This is a genomic window from Herbaspirillum sp. NPDC101396 (genome assembly GCF_044767365.1).
Taxonomy (GTDB): domain Bacteria; phylum Pseudomonadota; class Gammaproteobacteria; order Burkholderiales; family Burkholderiaceae_D; genus Herbaspirillum.
On record NZ_JBIWNT010000004.1, the window covers coordinates 706,259 to 720,603 of the forward strand.

At 62.0% G+C, this 14,345-nt stretch carries 15 protein-coding genes; 8 read left to right on the plus strand and 7 right to left on the minus strand.

Features of this window, described 5'->3' with window-relative positions:
* Nucleotides 1-40: 40 nt before the first annotated feature.
* From ACIROY_RS17045 to ACIROY_RS17055, 3 genes are all read left to right on the plus strand, one after another.
* Nucleotides 41-1,069 carry an amidohydrolase family protein gene (locus ACIROY_RS17045; RefSeq protein WP_402276808.1) on the plus strand — a complete coding sequence of 343 codons (1,029 nt, stop codon included), beginning with the start codon at nucleotides 41-43 and terminating at the stop codon, nucleotides 1,067-1,069.
* Between the two features lie 14 nt (nucleotides 1,070-1,083).
* A complete protein-coding gene (gene ligK / locus ACIROY_RS17050; RefSeq protein ID WP_402342740.1) occupies nucleotides 1,084-1,767 on the plus strand; it encodes a 4-carboxy-4-hydroxy-2-oxoadipate aldolase/oxaloacetate decarboxylase in 684 nt (227 codons plus the stop codon).
* A 455-nt stretch (nucleotides 1,768-2,222) separates the two neighbouring features.
* A complete protein-coding gene (locus tag ACIROY_RS17055) occupies nucleotides 2,223-3,431 on the plus strand; it encodes an MFS transporter (RefSeq protein ID WP_402342600.1) in 1,209 nt (402 codons plus the stop codon).
* Here ACIROY_RS17055 and ACIROY_RS17060 read toward each other — a convergent pair.
* From ACIROY_RS17060 to ACIROY_RS17070, 3 genes are all read right to left on the minus strand, one after another.
* Nucleotides 3,423-5,384, minus strand: coding sequence for an ATP-binding protein (locus ACIROY_RS17060; RefSeq protein ID WP_402342603.1), 1,962 nt, complete (start codon nucleotides 5,382-5,384; stop codon nucleotides 3,423-3,425). The two genes, ACIROY_RS17055 and ACIROY_RS17060, sit on opposite strands and share 9 nt — an antisense overlap.
* 12 nt (nucleotides 5,385-5,396) lie before the next feature.
* Nucleotides 5,397-6,104, minus strand: coding sequence for a response regulator (locus ACIROY_RS17065; protein ID WP_402276815.1), 708 nt, complete (start codon nucleotides 6,102-6,104; stop codon nucleotides 5,397-5,399).
* Nucleotides 6,105-6,183: 79 nt separating this feature from the next.
* Nucleotides 6,184-6,918 (minus strand): siderophore-interacting protein, encoded by a 735-nt coding sequence (locus tag ACIROY_RS17070; RefSeq protein WP_402276818.1) that lies wholly within the window; start codon nucleotides 6,916-6,918, stop codon nucleotides 6,184-6,186.
* A gap of 11 nt (nucleotides 6,919-6,929) precedes the next feature.
* Here ACIROY_RS17070 and ACIROY_RS17075 point away from each other — a divergent pair, with 11 nt between their 5' ends.
* A complete protein-coding gene (locus ACIROY_RS17075) occupies nucleotides 6,930-7,415 on the plus strand; it encodes a MarR family winged helix-turn-helix transcriptional regulator (RefSeq protein ID WP_402276821.1) in 486 nt (161 codons plus the stop codon).
* Between the two features lie 18 nt (nucleotides 7,416-7,433).
* On the opposite strand, the gene ACIROY_RS17080 is transcribed toward ACIROY_RS17075, so the two are convergent.
* Complete coding sequence (locus ACIROY_RS17080) at nucleotides 7,434-7,871, minus strand: VOC family protein (protein ID WP_402276824.1); 438 nt, start codon at nucleotides 7,869-7,871, stop codon at nucleotides 7,434-7,436.
* A gap of 13 nt (nucleotides 7,872-7,884) precedes the next feature.
* Nucleotides 7,885-8,628: an SDR family NAD(P)-dependent oxidoreductase gene (locus ACIROY_RS17085; RefSeq protein ID WP_402342606.1), complete on the minus strand. Its 744-nt coding sequence runs from the start codon at nucleotides 8,626-8,628 to the stop codon at nucleotides 7,885-7,887.
* 147 nt (nucleotides 8,629-8,775) lie between these two features.
* Here ACIROY_RS17085 and ACIROY_RS17090 point away from each other — a divergent pair, with 147 nt between their 5' ends.
* Nucleotides 8,776-9,651, plus strand: a complete 876-nt coding sequence (locus tag ACIROY_RS17090) for an AraC family transcriptional regulator N-terminal domain-containing protein (RefSeq protein WP_402342609.1) — start codon at nucleotides 8,776-8,778, stop codon at nucleotides 9,649-9,651.
* A 144-nt stretch (nucleotides 9,652-9,795) separates the two neighbouring features.
* Nucleotides 9,796-10,707, plus strand: a complete 912-nt coding sequence (locus ACIROY_RS17095; protein ID WP_402342612.1) for an alpha/beta fold hydrolase — start codon at nucleotides 9,796-9,798, stop codon at nucleotides 10,705-10,707.
* 347 nt (nucleotides 10,708-11,054) lie between these two features.
* Here ACIROY_RS17095 and ACIROY_RS17100 read toward each other — a convergent pair whose 3' ends face one another.
* Together ACIROY_RS17100 and ACIROY_RS17105 are read right to left on the minus strand one after the other, a co-directional pair.
* The gene (locus ACIROY_RS17100) at nucleotides 11,055-12,263 is read right to left on the minus strand and encodes a multidrug effflux MFS transporter (protein WP_402342615.1); all 1,209 of its coding nucleotides are present in this window, start codon (nucleotides 12,261-12,263) and stop codon (nucleotides 11,055-11,057) included.
* A 136-nt stretch (nucleotides 12,264-12,399) separates the two neighbouring features.
* Nucleotides 12,400-13,362, minus strand: coding sequence for a GlxA family transcriptional regulator (locus tag ACIROY_RS17105; protein WP_402276837.1), 963 nt, complete (start codon nucleotides 13,360-13,362; stop codon nucleotides 12,400-12,402).
* Between the two features lie 184 nt (nucleotides 13,363-13,546).
* Between ACIROY_RS17105 and ACIROY_RS17110 the strand changes: the two genes are divergently transcribed.
* Both ACIROY_RS17110 and ACIROY_RS17115 read left to right on the plus strand, forming a co-directional pair.
* Entirely contained in the window at nucleotides 13,547-13,837 is a 291-nt protein-coding gene (locus ACIROY_RS17110; RefSeq protein ID WP_402276839.1) for a hypothetical protein, read from the plus strand.
* Between the two features lie 86 nt (nucleotides 13,838-13,923).
* Nucleotides 13,924-14,337, plus strand: a complete 414-nt coding sequence (locus ACIROY_RS17115; protein WP_402342618.1) for a hypothetical protein — start codon at nucleotides 13,924-13,926, stop codon at nucleotides 14,335-14,337.
* Nucleotides 14,338-14,345: the final 8 nt, after the last annotated feature.

Consider the following 14,345-nt stretch of genomic DNA (forward strand, 5'->3'; position numbering starts at 1 on the left):
AGAAAAATGCGGGTCCGGTGTTTGCACACAGGAGAGTTTCATGATCATCGATTGTCACGGCCACTACACCACGGCCCCCAAGGCCCTGGAGCAATGGCGTCAACGGCAGATCGCCGGCATCAAGGATCCCGCATCCATGCCGTCCGTTTCCGAGCTGAAAATCAGCGACGACGAACTGCGCGAGACCATCGAAAGCAACCAGTTGAGCTTGATGAAGCAGCGCGGCATCGACATGGTGATTTTCTCTCCGCGCGCCAGTTTCATGGCCCACCATATCGGCGACTTCAATGTGTCGGCGACCTGGTCGGCGATCTGCAACGAGCTTTGCTTCCGCATCAAGGAGCTGTTTCCTGATCACTATGCGGGCGCCGCAATGCTGCCGCAATCGCCCGGCGTCGATCCGCGCACTTCAGTGGCGGAGTTGGAAAAGTGCGTGAAGGAATACGGCTTCGTCGGCATCAACCTGAACCCCGACCCCTCGGGCGGCCACTGGACTTCACCGCCGTTGTCCGACCGTCACTGGTATCCGATCTATGAAAAGATGGTGGAGCACGACATCCCCGCGATGATCCACGTCAGCACCAGCTGCAACGCCTGCTTCCACACCACCGGCGCGCACTACCTGAATGCCGACACGACCGCGTTCATGCAATGCCTGACGTCGGACCTGTTCAGCGATTTTCCTACGCTGCGCTTCTTGATCCCGCACGGCGGCGGCGCTGTGCCGTATCACTGGGGACGCTTTCGCGGTCTCGCGCAGGAGCTCAAGAAGCCCTTGCTCAAGGATCATTTGCTGAACAACATTTTCTTCGATACCTGCGTCTACCATCAGCCCGGCATCGACCTGCTGAGCAAGGTGATCCCGGTTGACAATATCCTGTTCGCCAGTGAGATGATCGGCGCCGTGCGCGGCATCGATCCCGAAACCGGACACTACTTCGACGACACCAGGCGCTATATCGAGAACACGCCGCACCTCAACGCCGAGACGCGCTACAAGGTGTACGAAGGCAATACCCGTCGCGTGTTCCCGCGACTGGATGCGGACCTCAAATCGAAAGGACTGTAATCATGGCCGGACCAATGAACAACCTCGGCATCGTCAAACGCAACATCGTCCGCGCCGACAAGGCGGCGGTAGAAAAGCTGTCGCGCTTCGGCGTCGCCACCATCCATGAAGCCATGGGGCGCGTGGGATTGATGAAGACCTGCATGCGTCCGGCCTACAGCGGCGCCGCGATGTGCGGCACCGCCGTCACCGTGCTGCTGCAACCGGGCGACAACTGGATGCTGCACGTTGCCGCTGAACAGATCCAGTCCGGCGACGTCGTCGTCGCTGCTTGCACGACCGACAACGAAGACGGATTTTTCGGCGACCTGTTGGCGACCTCGTTCCGCTCGCGTGGCGCAAACGGGCTGATCATCGACGGCGGCGTGCGCGACGTGAAGGAACTGGCGGATATGGACTTCCCGGTATTCTCGCGCGCGATCAGCGCCAAGGGGACGGTGAAGGCGACGCTGGGTTCGGTCAACATTCCGGTGGTGTGCGCCGGTGCCGCGGTCAATCCCGGCGACGTCGTGATTGCCGACGCCGACGGCGTAGTGGTGGTGCCGGCGGCGGCGGCGCAACAGGTGGCCGACGCTGCCGAGGCGCGCGAGAACAACGAGAGCGACAAGCGCGCCCGTCTGGCCGCGGGCGAGCTCGGCCTCGACATGTACAAGATGCGCGAAGCGCTGGCGGCGGCGGGCTTGAAGTACGTCGACTGATGACGGCCGCCCCGATGCACAAGCCCGCCGTGCGCGGGCTTGTTGCTTTGTGCCGCCGCAGCCCCGCAGGTCTACGTGGCTCGACAAGAATAAAAACTATTCTGTATAATCGGCCGCAAATAACGCAACAGAACGTCCTGGGTTAAGCTGAAGTTGTTTTTCTTTGCTTCCTCCTTGCCGGCCTCCTGCTTCGTTACGTAAGCGTTCACGTCAACCAACGCGTCATTCACGTGCATGCCTGAAGGCTCAGGCAGCGATTCCGTCGCACGCACGTGTATAACGCCAAGGTGAAAAATTGACGATACGCTTACTTCTCCAGGACGGGCTTGCCCCCTCCGCAGTGACCTCCACTTTGCATTCCCCCGCAGCCGACGCTGCACCGACTGTCATGCCGATCTCCATGCCGATCGGCGACTGCGCGCGTCCATTCATTTCCATCCGGGATCGATAACATCATGACTACAACAACACAATCATCCAACGATAGCGTGGCCGGCGGTTTGCTGCCTCTGGTCGCCATCGTCTTCACCAGTTTCCTGTGCATCGGCATTCCGTTGCCGGCCTTGCCGCTGCATGTCAACGGTGTGCTCGGTTTCAGCGCCTTGACGGTGGGCTGGGTGGTCGGGATCCAGTCGTTCTCGACCATTTTTTCGCGCAAATTCTCCGGCTCGTACTGTGACCGCCACGGCCCCAAGCGTGCGGTTGCGGTGGGCTTGCCGATGGCGGCGGTCGCCGGATTGCTGTACCTGAGCTCGACGCTGATCGCCGATGCCGGGACCAGCCTGGTGGTGCTGTTCATCGGTCGCCTGCTCATGGGGCCGGCGGAAAGCCTGTTCCTGACCGGGACGATGACGTGGGGCATCGGCCGCGTCGGCATGCAGCGCACCGGCAAGGTGATGGCATGGCAGGGCATCGCCATGTTCGCCGCGCTGGGACTCGGCGCACCGATCGGCATCGCGATCCAGCAACGTTTCGGCTTTGCCGGCGTGGCGTTGACCACCATGGTGTTGCCGCTGATCGGCCTGGCCATTGCGGCGACGCTGCGCGGCTTGCCCGCGCTGGGCAGCAAGGGCGGCGGCGTGGCCATGTCGGAAGTGCTGCGCCTGATCTGGCGCTTCGGCCTCGCGCTGGCGCTGAGCGCCATGCCGTTCGCCATCATCACCAGTTTCCTCGTGCTGCTGTACGCCACCAATAACTGGTCGGGCGCGGGCATTGCGATCCTCGGTTTCTCGGCCGGCTACGTTGGGGTGCGCCTGTTCTTCGCGCATCTGCCTGATCGCATCGGCGGCGCCAAGGTTGGCGCGGTTTCGGTGGTGATCGAACTGGCCGGGCAATTGCTGTTGTGGCAGTCGCATGATCCCGTCATGGCGGGCCTGGGCACGCTGCTGACCGGTATCGGTTTCTCGCTGGTATTCCCGTCGATGGGCGTGCAGGCGATGGCGCGCGTGCCGGCGCATTCGCGCGGACTGGCGGTGGCGACCTTCATGGCTTTCATCGATCTGGCGGCAGGCCTGACCGGTCCGGTGGTGGGGGTGCTGATCGGTTATTTCGGCTATGGCGCGGCGTTCCTGGCTGGTGCGGTGGCGTGTGTACTGGCGCTGTTGCTGATGTTGTCGAGCATGGCGTCGGCGCAGGCATCGGCGGGACAAAAAACGTCAGGCTGATCTGTCCTTGCGTTCCAGCGGCAGCCAGAGCGTGAAGCGGGTGCCGCCGGACGCGGAGACCCACGTCACGGCGCCGCCCAGCGCTTGCGCGCGGCGGCGCTGATTTTGCAGGCCGCGGCCGGATGCCTTGGCGAGCGCCTTGTCGACGTCGAAGCCCTGGCCGTTGTCTTCGATCGTCACCGTGACGCCGCCGTCGGCACGTGCGGTGGCGACGCGGATGCGATCGGCGCGCGTGTGGCGCAGGATGTTGGCGATGCTTTCCTGCACAATGCGCAGGATGTGCAGCGCGCTGGACGGCTCCAGCCAATCCAGCGTCGGCAAGTCCTGTACTTCCCACACCAGCGCGATGTCGGTGCCTTCCAGGCGCGGCTCGAGGCGGAAGCGCAAGGTTGCAAGCAACAGCAGCAGGTCCGCTTCGACCGGTTCCATCGAGTCGATGGTCAGTTTGAGGTCGTCGAGACAATCCTTGAGAATCTGCGATACGTTGACGTCGCTGGCGCCACCGTGTTCCACCGAGCGGATTGCGCTGATCAGCGTTGAGCCGAGGCCGTCGTGCATGTCTTGCATGAGGCGCTGGCGTTCGTCGCTGATGGTTTGACGCAGAGCCGCTTCGCGCAGGCGGCGATGCGTCTCTTCGAGTTCACGTTCACGCGCTTCCAGGCGTTGCGCCAGCCCGGCATTGACCAGTTCGACTTCAGCGATGGCGTTGACGTAGCGGCGATACATCAGTGTGCCGAACATGGCGAAGGTGACGGCATTGGTATAGGCGCCGAGGAACCAGCCTTCCGGGCTGACGACGTTGTTGTGCAGCAGCCAGTCGGACATGCCCAGCAAGGTCGACACGGCAACTCCGAGCGTCAGCAGCAGACCTTCACGGGAACGATGCCAGGAACACACGCCGCCCGCAACGCTGACCGCAATGCCCATCATGACCGCGATTGCATACGCCAGCGGAACCAGCAGCGAGGTGCTCGGAAAGACCGGCAACACGCCCAGCAGAGGCAGCGACAGGATGCTGATGATCAGCGTGGTGCCGACGATGATGCGCGTAAGCCAGCGCAGCGGACGTCCGTGTAACTGGCAGAGGAAAAGATGGATCACCGTGAGCAGCCAGAACAAGGCGTTGGCGGTCAGCCAGGCGAACCAGTCGACCACGATGGGCAGGCTGACGTAATAATGCAGATGTCCCACGAACGAGACTGCGGCCAGGTTGAAGAACAGCAGGTAGCTGGTTTCATGGCGACGCCGGAACCAGACGAACAAGGCAAAAATCCCGACCACCATGAATGCGGCGCTGAGCGTGGCGGGTAACTCCCGTTGCAGCCATTGGCGCAGGTAATAGCGCCCCTGCAAGGTTTCGGCGGGACCCAGCCAGAGCGTCGACAAGCCGACCGGCGTTTCCGGCGCATGCTCCACGCGAATCAGGATTTCCTTGAGCGGCGCACCGTCGGCGGCCTGGTCCGGCAAGACCCAAAGCGGCGTGAACAGGCTGTTCCACAACTGGCCGCGTTGCTGCACGCGATGGACCAGGCGGCCGTTGAGATACACCGCGACGGTGCCGTCGGTTTTGATGCGGCTGCCGTACAGCGCCAGCGGCCCGGTCGGTGTGTCCGGTAGGTGCAGGTCCGCCAGCGCAAAGCGCATCCAGGTGGTGCGCACGGTGAGATTGGAGGCGGTGAGGGCGGCCACCGGCAGTGCCGACGGCAAGCTTGCGTGGCGCCACGAGGGCGGCAGGGTCGCACTATCGACCAGTGCAGGCGGCGGGTTGAAATTGCGGCCGTCGCCGTCCTGCCAGTCGACCTGCGTCAGCTGCAACGTGGTGTCGGCGCGCGGGGTAGCGCTCTGGACGTACCAGGCTCCCACTGCAATCAGCAGCGTCACGGACAGCAGCAGTGCGATGCCCGAGAGCAGGGAGGAGGGAATTTTTCTCGTGCGCGAATGAGTAGCGGACATGCGTCGGGCCGATTAATCGGGCAGCAGCCCGAGGGTCCTGGCTTCGTAGATGGCCTCCGTCTTCGAGGTCACCTTGAGCTTGCTGTAAATGCGGCGCACGAATGTGCGCACTGTAAACGGCGACAGCTCCATCAGCCGGGCGATCTCCTGCGCAGTGAAGCCACGGGTGATGTAGTCCAGTACTTCCTTTTCGCGCGCCGACAACAGCGTTGATGGTTCTGCCGACGCAACGGATGAGGAGGGCCCGGGGGCGACCCCGGCAGGCGCCGCTGCCCGGAAGCGCGCCAGCACCTGACGCGCGATGATCGGACTGATCGGGCTGCCACCGCTGGCGAGGCTGCGGATTTCGTCGACGATTTTGGCGGGAGAACTGTCCTTCAGCAGATAGCCGGCTGCGCCTGCCTCGATCGAACGCATGACATGGGTTTCATCGCCGAAATTGGTGCTGACCATGATGTTGCAGCTGGGCCAGCGGAGGATCGCTGCGTGGATCACATCGATGCCCGAACCGTCGGGCAAGCCCAGATCGACCAGCAGCACGTCCGCCGGTGGGCCTTGCAGCATCGCCAGTCCTTCGGCCCGGGTGCCGGCGATATTCGCCAGCCGCATGTCCGGCGCGGTTTCCAGCACCTTGCTCAACGCATCGCGAAAACTCGGGTCATCCTCGACGATGGCGACGTGGATGGAGGGCGGAACAAGGGAGTCGGAAGTGGATGACATGGCGCCGCTATTGTACGACGGCGCGCCGGCCCCGCCTGTAGCGCGTTTGCGCTACAGGCGGGCATATCGCAGCACCGGCTCAGTCCAGCTTTTCGTGGAAGTCGGAGGCGCCGCGCTTCCAGTAGGCGGACACGCGCATGGCTTCTTTCGGATGCTGCTTCTCTTCCGCCAGCACGGCGCGCACTGCTTTCATCACCACGGCCTCGCCGGCGGCCCAGACATAGCCCTCACCGGCCGGCAGCGTCAGCGCACGCACGGCGGCGAGCAACTCCTCACCCGAACGCACCCAGGTGACGTCGAGGTCGGCCTGGGTATCGAACTGGCGGATGTCGCCGTCGGAGGCTTCAATGATGGCGAAGACCTTGGCGCCAGCCGGCAATTCCTGGAGACGGCGCGTGATCGCCGGCAAGGACGACAGATCGCCCGCCAGCACATGCCAGTCGTAATCGAGCGGCACCACCATCGAGCCGCGCGGGCCGGCGATGACGGCGTCCATGCCGACCTTGGCCTGGCGTGCCCAGTCGGTGGCCGCGCCTTCGGCGTGCAGGGCGAACTCCAGCACCAGCTCTTTGCGCTGGGCGTCGTGGCCGATCGGAGTGTAGTCGCGCCGCACCGAGGCGCCGGACGCATCCGGGAAAACGAACTTGATGTGGTCATCGAATGACAGCGACGTGAAGTCTTCCAGCGCGTCGCCGTGGAAGGTCACGCTGAGCATGTTGGCGCCGGTGGCGCGGACGGCGGCGACTTTGACGTCGCGGAGCTTGATTTCATAACGGACGCGTTGCACTTCGCGGGAGATTGATTTGGTTTCCATGATGTGGGGAATTGGTTGATAATGTCATCATTATGAGAAAACAAGTTGATAAAGTCAATCAATCACCTGCCGCCGAAAGGGTCTTTGACGCCATTCACACGGTCATGCACCTCTATCGCTCCGGTCGCTCGCAGGCGTTTCGTGACGACGAGCGTGGCGTCACGCACATGGAAAGCCGCGTGCTGAACTACTTCGCGCATCATCCCGGCGCCACGCAAAAAGACCTGGCCGCCCATTCGGGCCGCGACAAAGCGCAGCTGACCCGGCTGGTGCGCAGCCTGCGCGACGGCGGCTATCTGGAATCAAAGGAAGACGTCACGGACCGGCGCAGCACCTGCCTGCAACTGAGTCCGCAGGGGCAGGCTTTGCATGCTGAACTGATGAAATCCGGTGCGCAGATACTGGAGCGCGCGGTCGAGGGTTTGTCCGTGCAGCAATGCGAAGAGCTGGTGCAGTTGATGGAGATCATCCAGACCAATCTGGAGAACGGACGCTAACTGGGCAGGTGCCTGCGGTTAAAGCGAGGCCGGCCGGGAAGACTCGGAATTGAAATCCCTTTCATGCTGCCAGCTCTTGTACACGAACTCCAGGCTGTACCCGTCCGGATCGAACACATTGCCGGCGTAGTAGCGCGGATCGTAATGCAGCCGCGCACCCGGTGCACCGTTGTCGGTGGCGCCGTTTCGCAGGGCGGCGGCGTAGGCCTGATCGACCATCTCGGTGCTTGAGGCGACAAAGCCGACATGAGTGTTGTTCGGCGCGTTATTCCCCTGTTTCAACCAGAAGAACACGCGGCCGTTCGCACCGAATCCCCTGAGATCGGGATGCCCCGGCGGACCGTCGCGCCCGTCGTAGTTGAGGCGCGCCACGATGCCCAGCGGCGTCAGCACCGCGTCGTAAAAAGCCAGCGAACGATCCATGTCGCTGACGGAAAGAAAAATATGATCCAGCATGTGAGTCTCCCGTTCAAATCATGTAGCCGCCGGCCACTTCGATCGACTGGGCGTTGATCCAGCGACCGTCTTCCGACAGCAGTGTAGCAATGACCGCGCCGACCTCGTCCGGTTCGCCGACGCGGCCGAGTGCAGTCTGTCCCGCCAGCATGGTTTCGAAATCCGGTGTGAGTCCACCGCCCAGTTCGGTGCGGATGGCGCCCGGCGACACCGCGTTGGCGCGGATGCCGCGCTCGCCAAATTCCTTCGCCATATAGCGTGTCAATACTTCCAGCCCGCCCTTGAATGCCGAGTACGGCGCCACGCCGGCCGTAGCCACGCGCGTGGTTGCGCTGGTCAGGTTGACGATGGAGGCGCCGCTGTCCAGCAAGGGAAGCAAGGTTTGCGTGAGGAAGAACGGGCCTTTCAGATGCGTGCGGAACAGACCGTCGAACTGTTCTTCGCTGACCGACTGCAGCGGTTCGAACAGGCCGTAACCGGCGTTGTTTACCAGGCCGTGCAGGCGATCGCTGCCCCAGGTTGCGAGCAAGCTTTGCACCAGCGTTTCGCGAAAGGCGGCAAAGGACGTGCTGTCGCTCACGTCCAGTTGCAGCGCGACCGCCTTGCCGCCGTCGGCTTCGATGCGGGCGACCACGTTGTCGGCGCTGCGCTTGTTGTCCTTGTACGTCAGGACCACGCCCATGCCGCGATGTGCGCAATGGAGAGCGGCGGCGGCGCCGATGCCGCGACTGCCGCCGGTGATGAGGACTGTTTTCATGATTGCTCCGTTAAAAGGATGTGAGGAAAAGTGATGAAGCCATGGTAGCCATCGACGTCGTGGAGGGCTCATCGATTCCTGCCTCAGACTTGCCTGATCCTGCTTTTTATCTTGCGCCCGCGATCGGCATGTGGTCAGATCATGGCCATGAAAACCCAACTGACCGAATTGCGCGCGCTGGCCTCGAAGGCCCAGAATCGCCGCACCGAAACTGGCATCCCGCGTGTGGCCATGGTGCGCGGTGCGGTACCGGAACACGAGCTGGCTGCGGTTTATGATCCGATGATCAACCTGATCCTGCAAGGCGGCAAGTCAATGACGGTCGGCGGCCGTACGCTGCACTACGACCCGGCGACGTATTTCGTCATGTCCATCGATTTGCCGGCAGTGGGTTCGGTCCACCCATCCAAAACTGGCGAACCCTACCTGGCGGTCTCGCTGACGCTGGACCCCATCGTGATTGCGGGTTTGTTGGCCGACGTGCCCGCACTGCCGTTGCCGTCCTCACATGGAATCGGTTTTTCGGTAGCCACGGTGACCGACGAGTTGATGGACGCCTGGGTGCGCATGCTCAGGCTGATGAAGCAGCCCGGCGACATTCCGGCACTCGCGCCGGTGTATGAGCGGGAGATCCTGTATCGGGTCCTGCAAGGTCCGAACGGCCGGCTGTTGCGCGACATCGCCACGCCCGACACCGCCATGGCGCGCGTCAACCGCGCCATCCGGCATATCCGCGAGCAGTTCGACCAGTCATTGCGCGTGCAGGATCTGGCTGCGCAGGCGGGGATGAGCGAGTCTGCCTTCCACCGTCATTTCAAGGCAGCCACGGCGCTGAGTCCGCTGCAATATCAAAAGCAGATCCGGTTGCTGCTGGCACGCAAGCTGATCGTCAGCGGCAGCACCAACGTGACGTCGGCGGCGTTCGCGGTGGGCTACGAAAGCGCCACCCAGTTCAGCCGCGAATATGCGCGCTTTTTCGGTGCGGCTCCGTCGCGCGATACTGCGCGTATTCTTGCCGGCTGACGGCGGATTGCAATAAACACAAGCCTTGGAAAATTCCGCAACAAAGCGGACAGCCGCGTGCAATAAAAAGATTGGCTTGTCCGTCCATCTTGGGCACTATCCTGTGAGCAGGTCGACCGGCCTGATCAACCAAGGGGAGTGGCAATGAAAAGAACAATCGCGCTATGTGTCCTGATGTTTTCGCTCAATGTTTTACCGGCCGGTGCGGAAGTCACACCATTCCCGGCCGGCATCAAGTCTCAGAAGATCTCCGTCAACGGTGCACTGCTGAATGTCCGTGTCGGCGGCCAAGGCCCGGCCGTCGTCATGCTGCACGGCTACGGCGAAACCGGCGACATGTGGGCGCCGCTCGCCATCAAGCTGATGAAGGACCACACGGTTATCGTGCCAGACCTGCGCGGAATGGGCCGTTCGGACCATCCGGCCGGGGGGTACGACAAGAAGAATCAGGCGCGCGACATCGCCGGCGTGCTCGATACCTTGAAGATCGGCAATGTCAGCGTGGTGGCTCACGACATCGGCAACATGGTGGCTTATGCCTTCACCGCCGAGAATCCTGCACGGGTTACCAAACTGGTGTTGATGGATGCGCCGGTCCCAGGTGTGGGCCCATGGGACGAAATCCTGAAAAACCCGCTGCTGTGGCACTTCCGTTTCGGCGGTCCTGACATGGAGCGACTGGTGAAGGGACGCGAGCGCATTTACCTGGATCGTTTCTGGAATGAGTTCTCGGCCAATCCCAAGAACTTCGACGAAGCGTCGCGTCGACACTATGCCAAATTCTATGCCTTGCCGGGCGCCATGCATTCCGGCTTCGCGCAGTTCGCCGCTTTCGATCAGGACGCCATCGACAACAAGGTTTATCTGGCAAAGGGACCGCTGCAAATGCCGGTGCTGGCAGTGGGCGGGGAAAAGTCGTTCGGCACCACGATGGCGACGGTGACGCAGTTTGCCGCGAGCAATGTTACCGGCGCCGTGATTCCCGGCGCCGGTCATTGGCTGATGGAAGAGCAACCGGAGGCGACGGTCAAGGTGATTGCCGATTTCCTTCAGTAAGGCGAACACGGTTTACCGACGGTGGCAAATCATCATCGCCATATGCAAAAAGCCCCGCATTGCGGGGCTTTTTCATTGTCACCAGGCTGCACGCCGGGAAGCCCCGGTGCAGCCAAGTGCTATCGCTGCAACATCAGCCTTGTGCGGCGTCGCGCGCGGCGACTTCTGCGCTGAGTTCTTCCAGCATGCTGTTGAGCAGCTTGGCGAAATAGATGCGATAAGTTGCTTCCATGTATTTGATTCGACGGATTTTCCGCATGGCATTCCTTTGTTTATTGATAAGATTCCAGGATCATCGCTGATGATCGGTGCCGGAGTATAACGCAACGGGCGGCAAGCCCATGCGTTCAGGCGGCCGGCGCGCCTGCGGGCGTCTCCAGGTGATGCAGCAGCTTGCCGACCATGCTGACCACGGTCAGGCCCACGATCACGAAGAAGATCGCCATCGGCGTGAGGCTGTGGAACGGCACGAAGCCGGCCAGTCCCATCATCAGCGACGACACCAGCAGCAGCGCGAAGCCGAGGATCGCGCTGGTCAGCCCGGCAATGTGCGGAAAGATGGAATTGCCCTTGGCCATCAGCGTCGGGTACATCGCCCCCGCGCAGAACGCCATGAACAGCACCGGCAGCATCAGTGTCCATACTTCCAGACCGACGGTCAGCGCCAGGATCAGCATCACGACCGCCGCGCCCGTCATCACGCGTGCACCGATGCGCAGGCGTTGTTCCGGCGTCGGCAGGCGCGGGTGATGAATCCGGTTTGAAATCCCGCCGAGGAAATACATCAGACCGATCGCCAGCGCCAGGTAGCCGAAGTAGGTCGGCGGCTTGTGCAGGGTCTCCTGCACCATGAACGGGCCGACGATGTTGAACACCAGCAGGATGCTGTAGCACAGTCCTTGCGCCAGGAAGCAACTCTGGAATACCGGGCTCTTGAGCACCATGACGGCATTCTTGAGCAGGGTTTTAGGACTCAGATGCACCGGCTGTTTCAGCGTCTCCCTGTAGCGCGTCAGCACCGCCCACATCACGAACGAATAGATCAGCAGGAAGGTCAGGCATGAACGCCACCCGAATGCGGTCTGCAGATGCGCGCCGATGACCGGCGCCAGGATCGGCGCCAGCCCCCAGGCGATCGCCATGTAGGTGAACGCATGTATCAGCGCCATGCCGGAGAACGAATCGGTGATGATCGCCTTGGCCAGCAGGTTGGTGGCGGCGATGCCGAAACCTTGCAGGCAGCGCGCCAGGATGAATGTTTCCAGGTTATTAGCCGTCAGTGTCAGCAGGCAGCCGCAGGTGAACATGAGCATGCCCAGCACCAGAATTTTCTTGCGGCCGTAGGCGTCCGCCAGCGGCCCGAAGAGCAGTTGTCCGAAGGCATACGCCATCAGGTAGATCGTCACGCTGGACTGGATCGCCTGCGCGGAGGTCTGGAAATACTGCGCCATCGTCGGCAGCGCCGGGACATAGATATCGATTGCCAATTGGCCCGCAGAGGCCAGCATACAAATGAAAAAGATGAGAAAGCGCGGGTGGTTCGCGGTGGTATTCATGAAAAAGGACAGCCGGAGGAGGGGTGAAAACCCTCTATTGTGACGGCTTGTCGCAGTCTCTGCTGAGCACGGGCCCGCGCGGCGAATCCCGCGCCGTGTCAGGGCCGCGATAGACGCTGTTTTTCGGCGTTCCGGTTTAGCGCAAGTCGGTGCGCAAATCCCGCACGCCGCGCCCCAGGCGCTGGCGCAGCAGGGCGCCGAGCGTCGCCCCGTCGGCGTAACCGACCTCGGCCGCGATGGCATCGAGGTCCAGGCCGCTGCCATGCAACAGCGATTGCGCACGTTCGACGCGCAGGTCCTGGAAGTAGGCCAGCGGCGATTTTCCCAGCACTTCCTGGCAACGGCGCTGCAACGAGCGAGAACTCACCGCCAGCGTGCCGGCGGCTGTCCCCAGCGAGAATCCTTGCTTCAGATGGGCGCGCGCCCAGCGCTCGAAACGCAGGATCAGAGGATCGGACTGCGCCAGATGATTGGGAATGATGTAGGGCGCCTGCTGCGACCTGATGTCGGCCAGCAGATAGCGCGACACCAGCCCAGCCAGCTCCGGGCTGGCCTTGCGCACCAGCCACAGCGCCAGGTCGAGGTGACCCATCGCCGCACCGGCAGTGACGCCGACGTCGGACGGCACCAGCATGCGCGATTCGTCGAGCAAGACATTCGGATAGCGTTGCCGGAACAGCGGCGCCAGCCACCAGGTCGTGGTCGCTTCACGCTGCTCAAGCAAGCCGGCATCCGCCAGCAGAAAGGTGCCGATGCAGGAGGCGGCGATCAGCACGCCTTGCGCATGCCACTTCTGCAATTGTTCCTTCGCCTGCTTCACGTCACGTCGTTCCAGTGCGGGAATCAGGGTCTCCGGCGTGCCGGTGCCCAGCGCAGGCACGATCACCCAATCAGGCCTTGCACGCGGCATCTCCGCCATCACCGGAATCCCCAGTCCCTGGGCGGTATGCACCTTCTTGCGCATGCCCACGATGGATACCTCGAACGCAGGCTTGCCGCCTTGCAGCGCTGAAAATTTATTGGCGAGAGCGAAGGTGTCGAGCGCTGCGGTCAGTCCCGTATCGAACACGCCTTCTAAAGCGAGGATAAAGATGCGCATGGCGTAAATGGCCTTAAAGTTGTCGTTTGCGACTATACATATTTTTCTTTGCGACGACTACACTCATCTTCGTTGCGTGGCGTAAATGATATTTTTAATGATATTTACGACAGCACGATTTCGCGAATGAACGCCCATTGCGGCGCACGCATTCGCCCAGTAAATCTGAAAACGGAGAGCACTTATGAAAGTCATGGCCATCGGAAGCATCGTCCAACTGCCTACGCCGGAACAACGGCAGGAGATCATGCCGAAGGAAGTCCCGCAAACCTTGCAGCTCTATCTCGACGGCAAAATCGAACAGTTTTGGTACGCTCAGGACAAACCGGGCGTCATTTTCCTGATGAATGTCGAGTCGGTCGAACAGGCCAGAACACTTGTCAACGCCTTGCCGTTGGCGAGCGGCGGCTTTGCGAAGTACGAGCTGATCGCGGTCGGCCCATTGGCGCCGCTGGGTGCGCTGATTCAGGGATAGCAAGTAGGTCGGGCGGCTCCCTCCGGACTCGTCCGACTGTCCTGGCAATCCATTGTTGTCCTCTCGCTGAATGAAAAAGAACCGACATGAAAACAATCCTTGCCTGCTGCATTGTTGCACTGACAGTATCGGCCGCGACAACGACGGCGTTGGCGCAAGCGCAGCCACAGCAGCTCGTTCCAGCGGTCCCCGCGACGAAAATTCTGGCCATCGGCACGCTGAATCCCGGCATCGATCAGGCCGCTGTGCGCACTATTTTGCCGACCGAAGTTCGCGAGACCGTCGGACTTTATCTGGCCGGCAAAATCGACCAGTGGTATTCGCTGCAAGACAGGACCGGGGTGGCGTTCATTCTCAATGCAACTGATCTGGAAGGCGCCCGTGACATGCTTGAAAAGCTTCCGCTGGGCCAGGCGCATCTCATGCGTTTCGAGTTGATCCGGCTCGGCCCGCTCAATCCGCTGCGGCAGTTGCTGGGAGTGACCCCGACGTCGCCCTGAGGCATTCG

Excerpts from the sequence above, each read along its gene's own strand:
- ACIROY_RS17045 (WP_402276808.1), top strand. The coding sequence starts at position 41 with ATGATCATCGATTGTCACGGCCACTACACCACGGCCCCCAAGGCCCTG.
- ligK (WP_402342740.1), top strand. The coding sequence starts at position 1,084 with ATGAACAACCTCGGCATCGTCAAACGCAACATCGTCCGCGCCGACAAG.
- ACIROY_RS17055 (WP_402342600.1), top strand. The coding sequence starts at position 2,223 with ATGACTACAACAACACAATCATCCAACGATAGCGTGGCCGGCGGTTTG.
- ACIROY_RS17060 (WP_402342603.1), bottom strand. The coding sequence starts at position 5,384 with ATGTCCGCTACTCATTCGCGCACGAGAAAAATTCCCTCCTCCCTGCTC.
- ACIROY_RS17065 (WP_402276815.1), bottom strand. The coding sequence starts at position 6,104 with ATGTCATCCACTTCCGACTCCCTTGTTCCGCCCTCCATCCACGTCGCC.
- ACIROY_RS17070 (WP_402276818.1), bottom strand. The coding sequence starts at position 6,918 with ATGGAAACCAAATCAATCTCCCGCGAAGTGCAACGCGTCCGTTATGAA.
- ACIROY_RS17080 (WP_402276824.1), bottom strand. The coding sequence starts at position 7,871 with ATGCTGGATCATATTTTTCTTTCCGTCAGCGACATGGATCGTTCGCTG.
- ACIROY_RS17085 (WP_402342606.1), bottom strand. The coding sequence starts at position 8,628 with ATGAAAACAGTCCTCATCACCGGCGGCAGTCGCGGCATCGGCGCCGCC.
- ACIROY_RS17090 (WP_402342609.1), top strand. The coding sequence starts at position 8,776 with ATGAAAACCCAACTGACCGAATTGCGCGCGCTGGCCTCGAAGGCCCAG.
- ACIROY_RS17095 (WP_402342612.1), top strand. The coding sequence starts at position 9,796 with ATGAAAAGAACAATCGCGCTATGTGTCCTGATGTTTTCGCTCAATGTT.
- ACIROY_RS17100 (WP_402342615.1), bottom strand. The coding sequence starts at position 12,263 with ATGAATACCACCGCGAACCACCCGCGCTTTCTCATCTTTTTCATTTGT.
- ACIROY_RS17105 (WP_402276837.1), bottom strand. The coding sequence starts at position 13,362 with ATGCGCATCTTTATCCTCGCTTTAGAAGGCGTGTTCGATACGGGACTG.
- ACIROY_RS17110 (WP_402276839.1), top strand. The coding sequence starts at position 13,547 with ATGAAAGTCATGGCCATCGGAAGCATCGTCCAACTGCCTACGCCGGAA.
- ACIROY_RS17115 (WP_402342618.1), top strand. The coding sequence starts at position 13,924 with ATGAAAACAATCCTTGCCTGCTGCATTGTTGCACTGACAGTATCGGCC.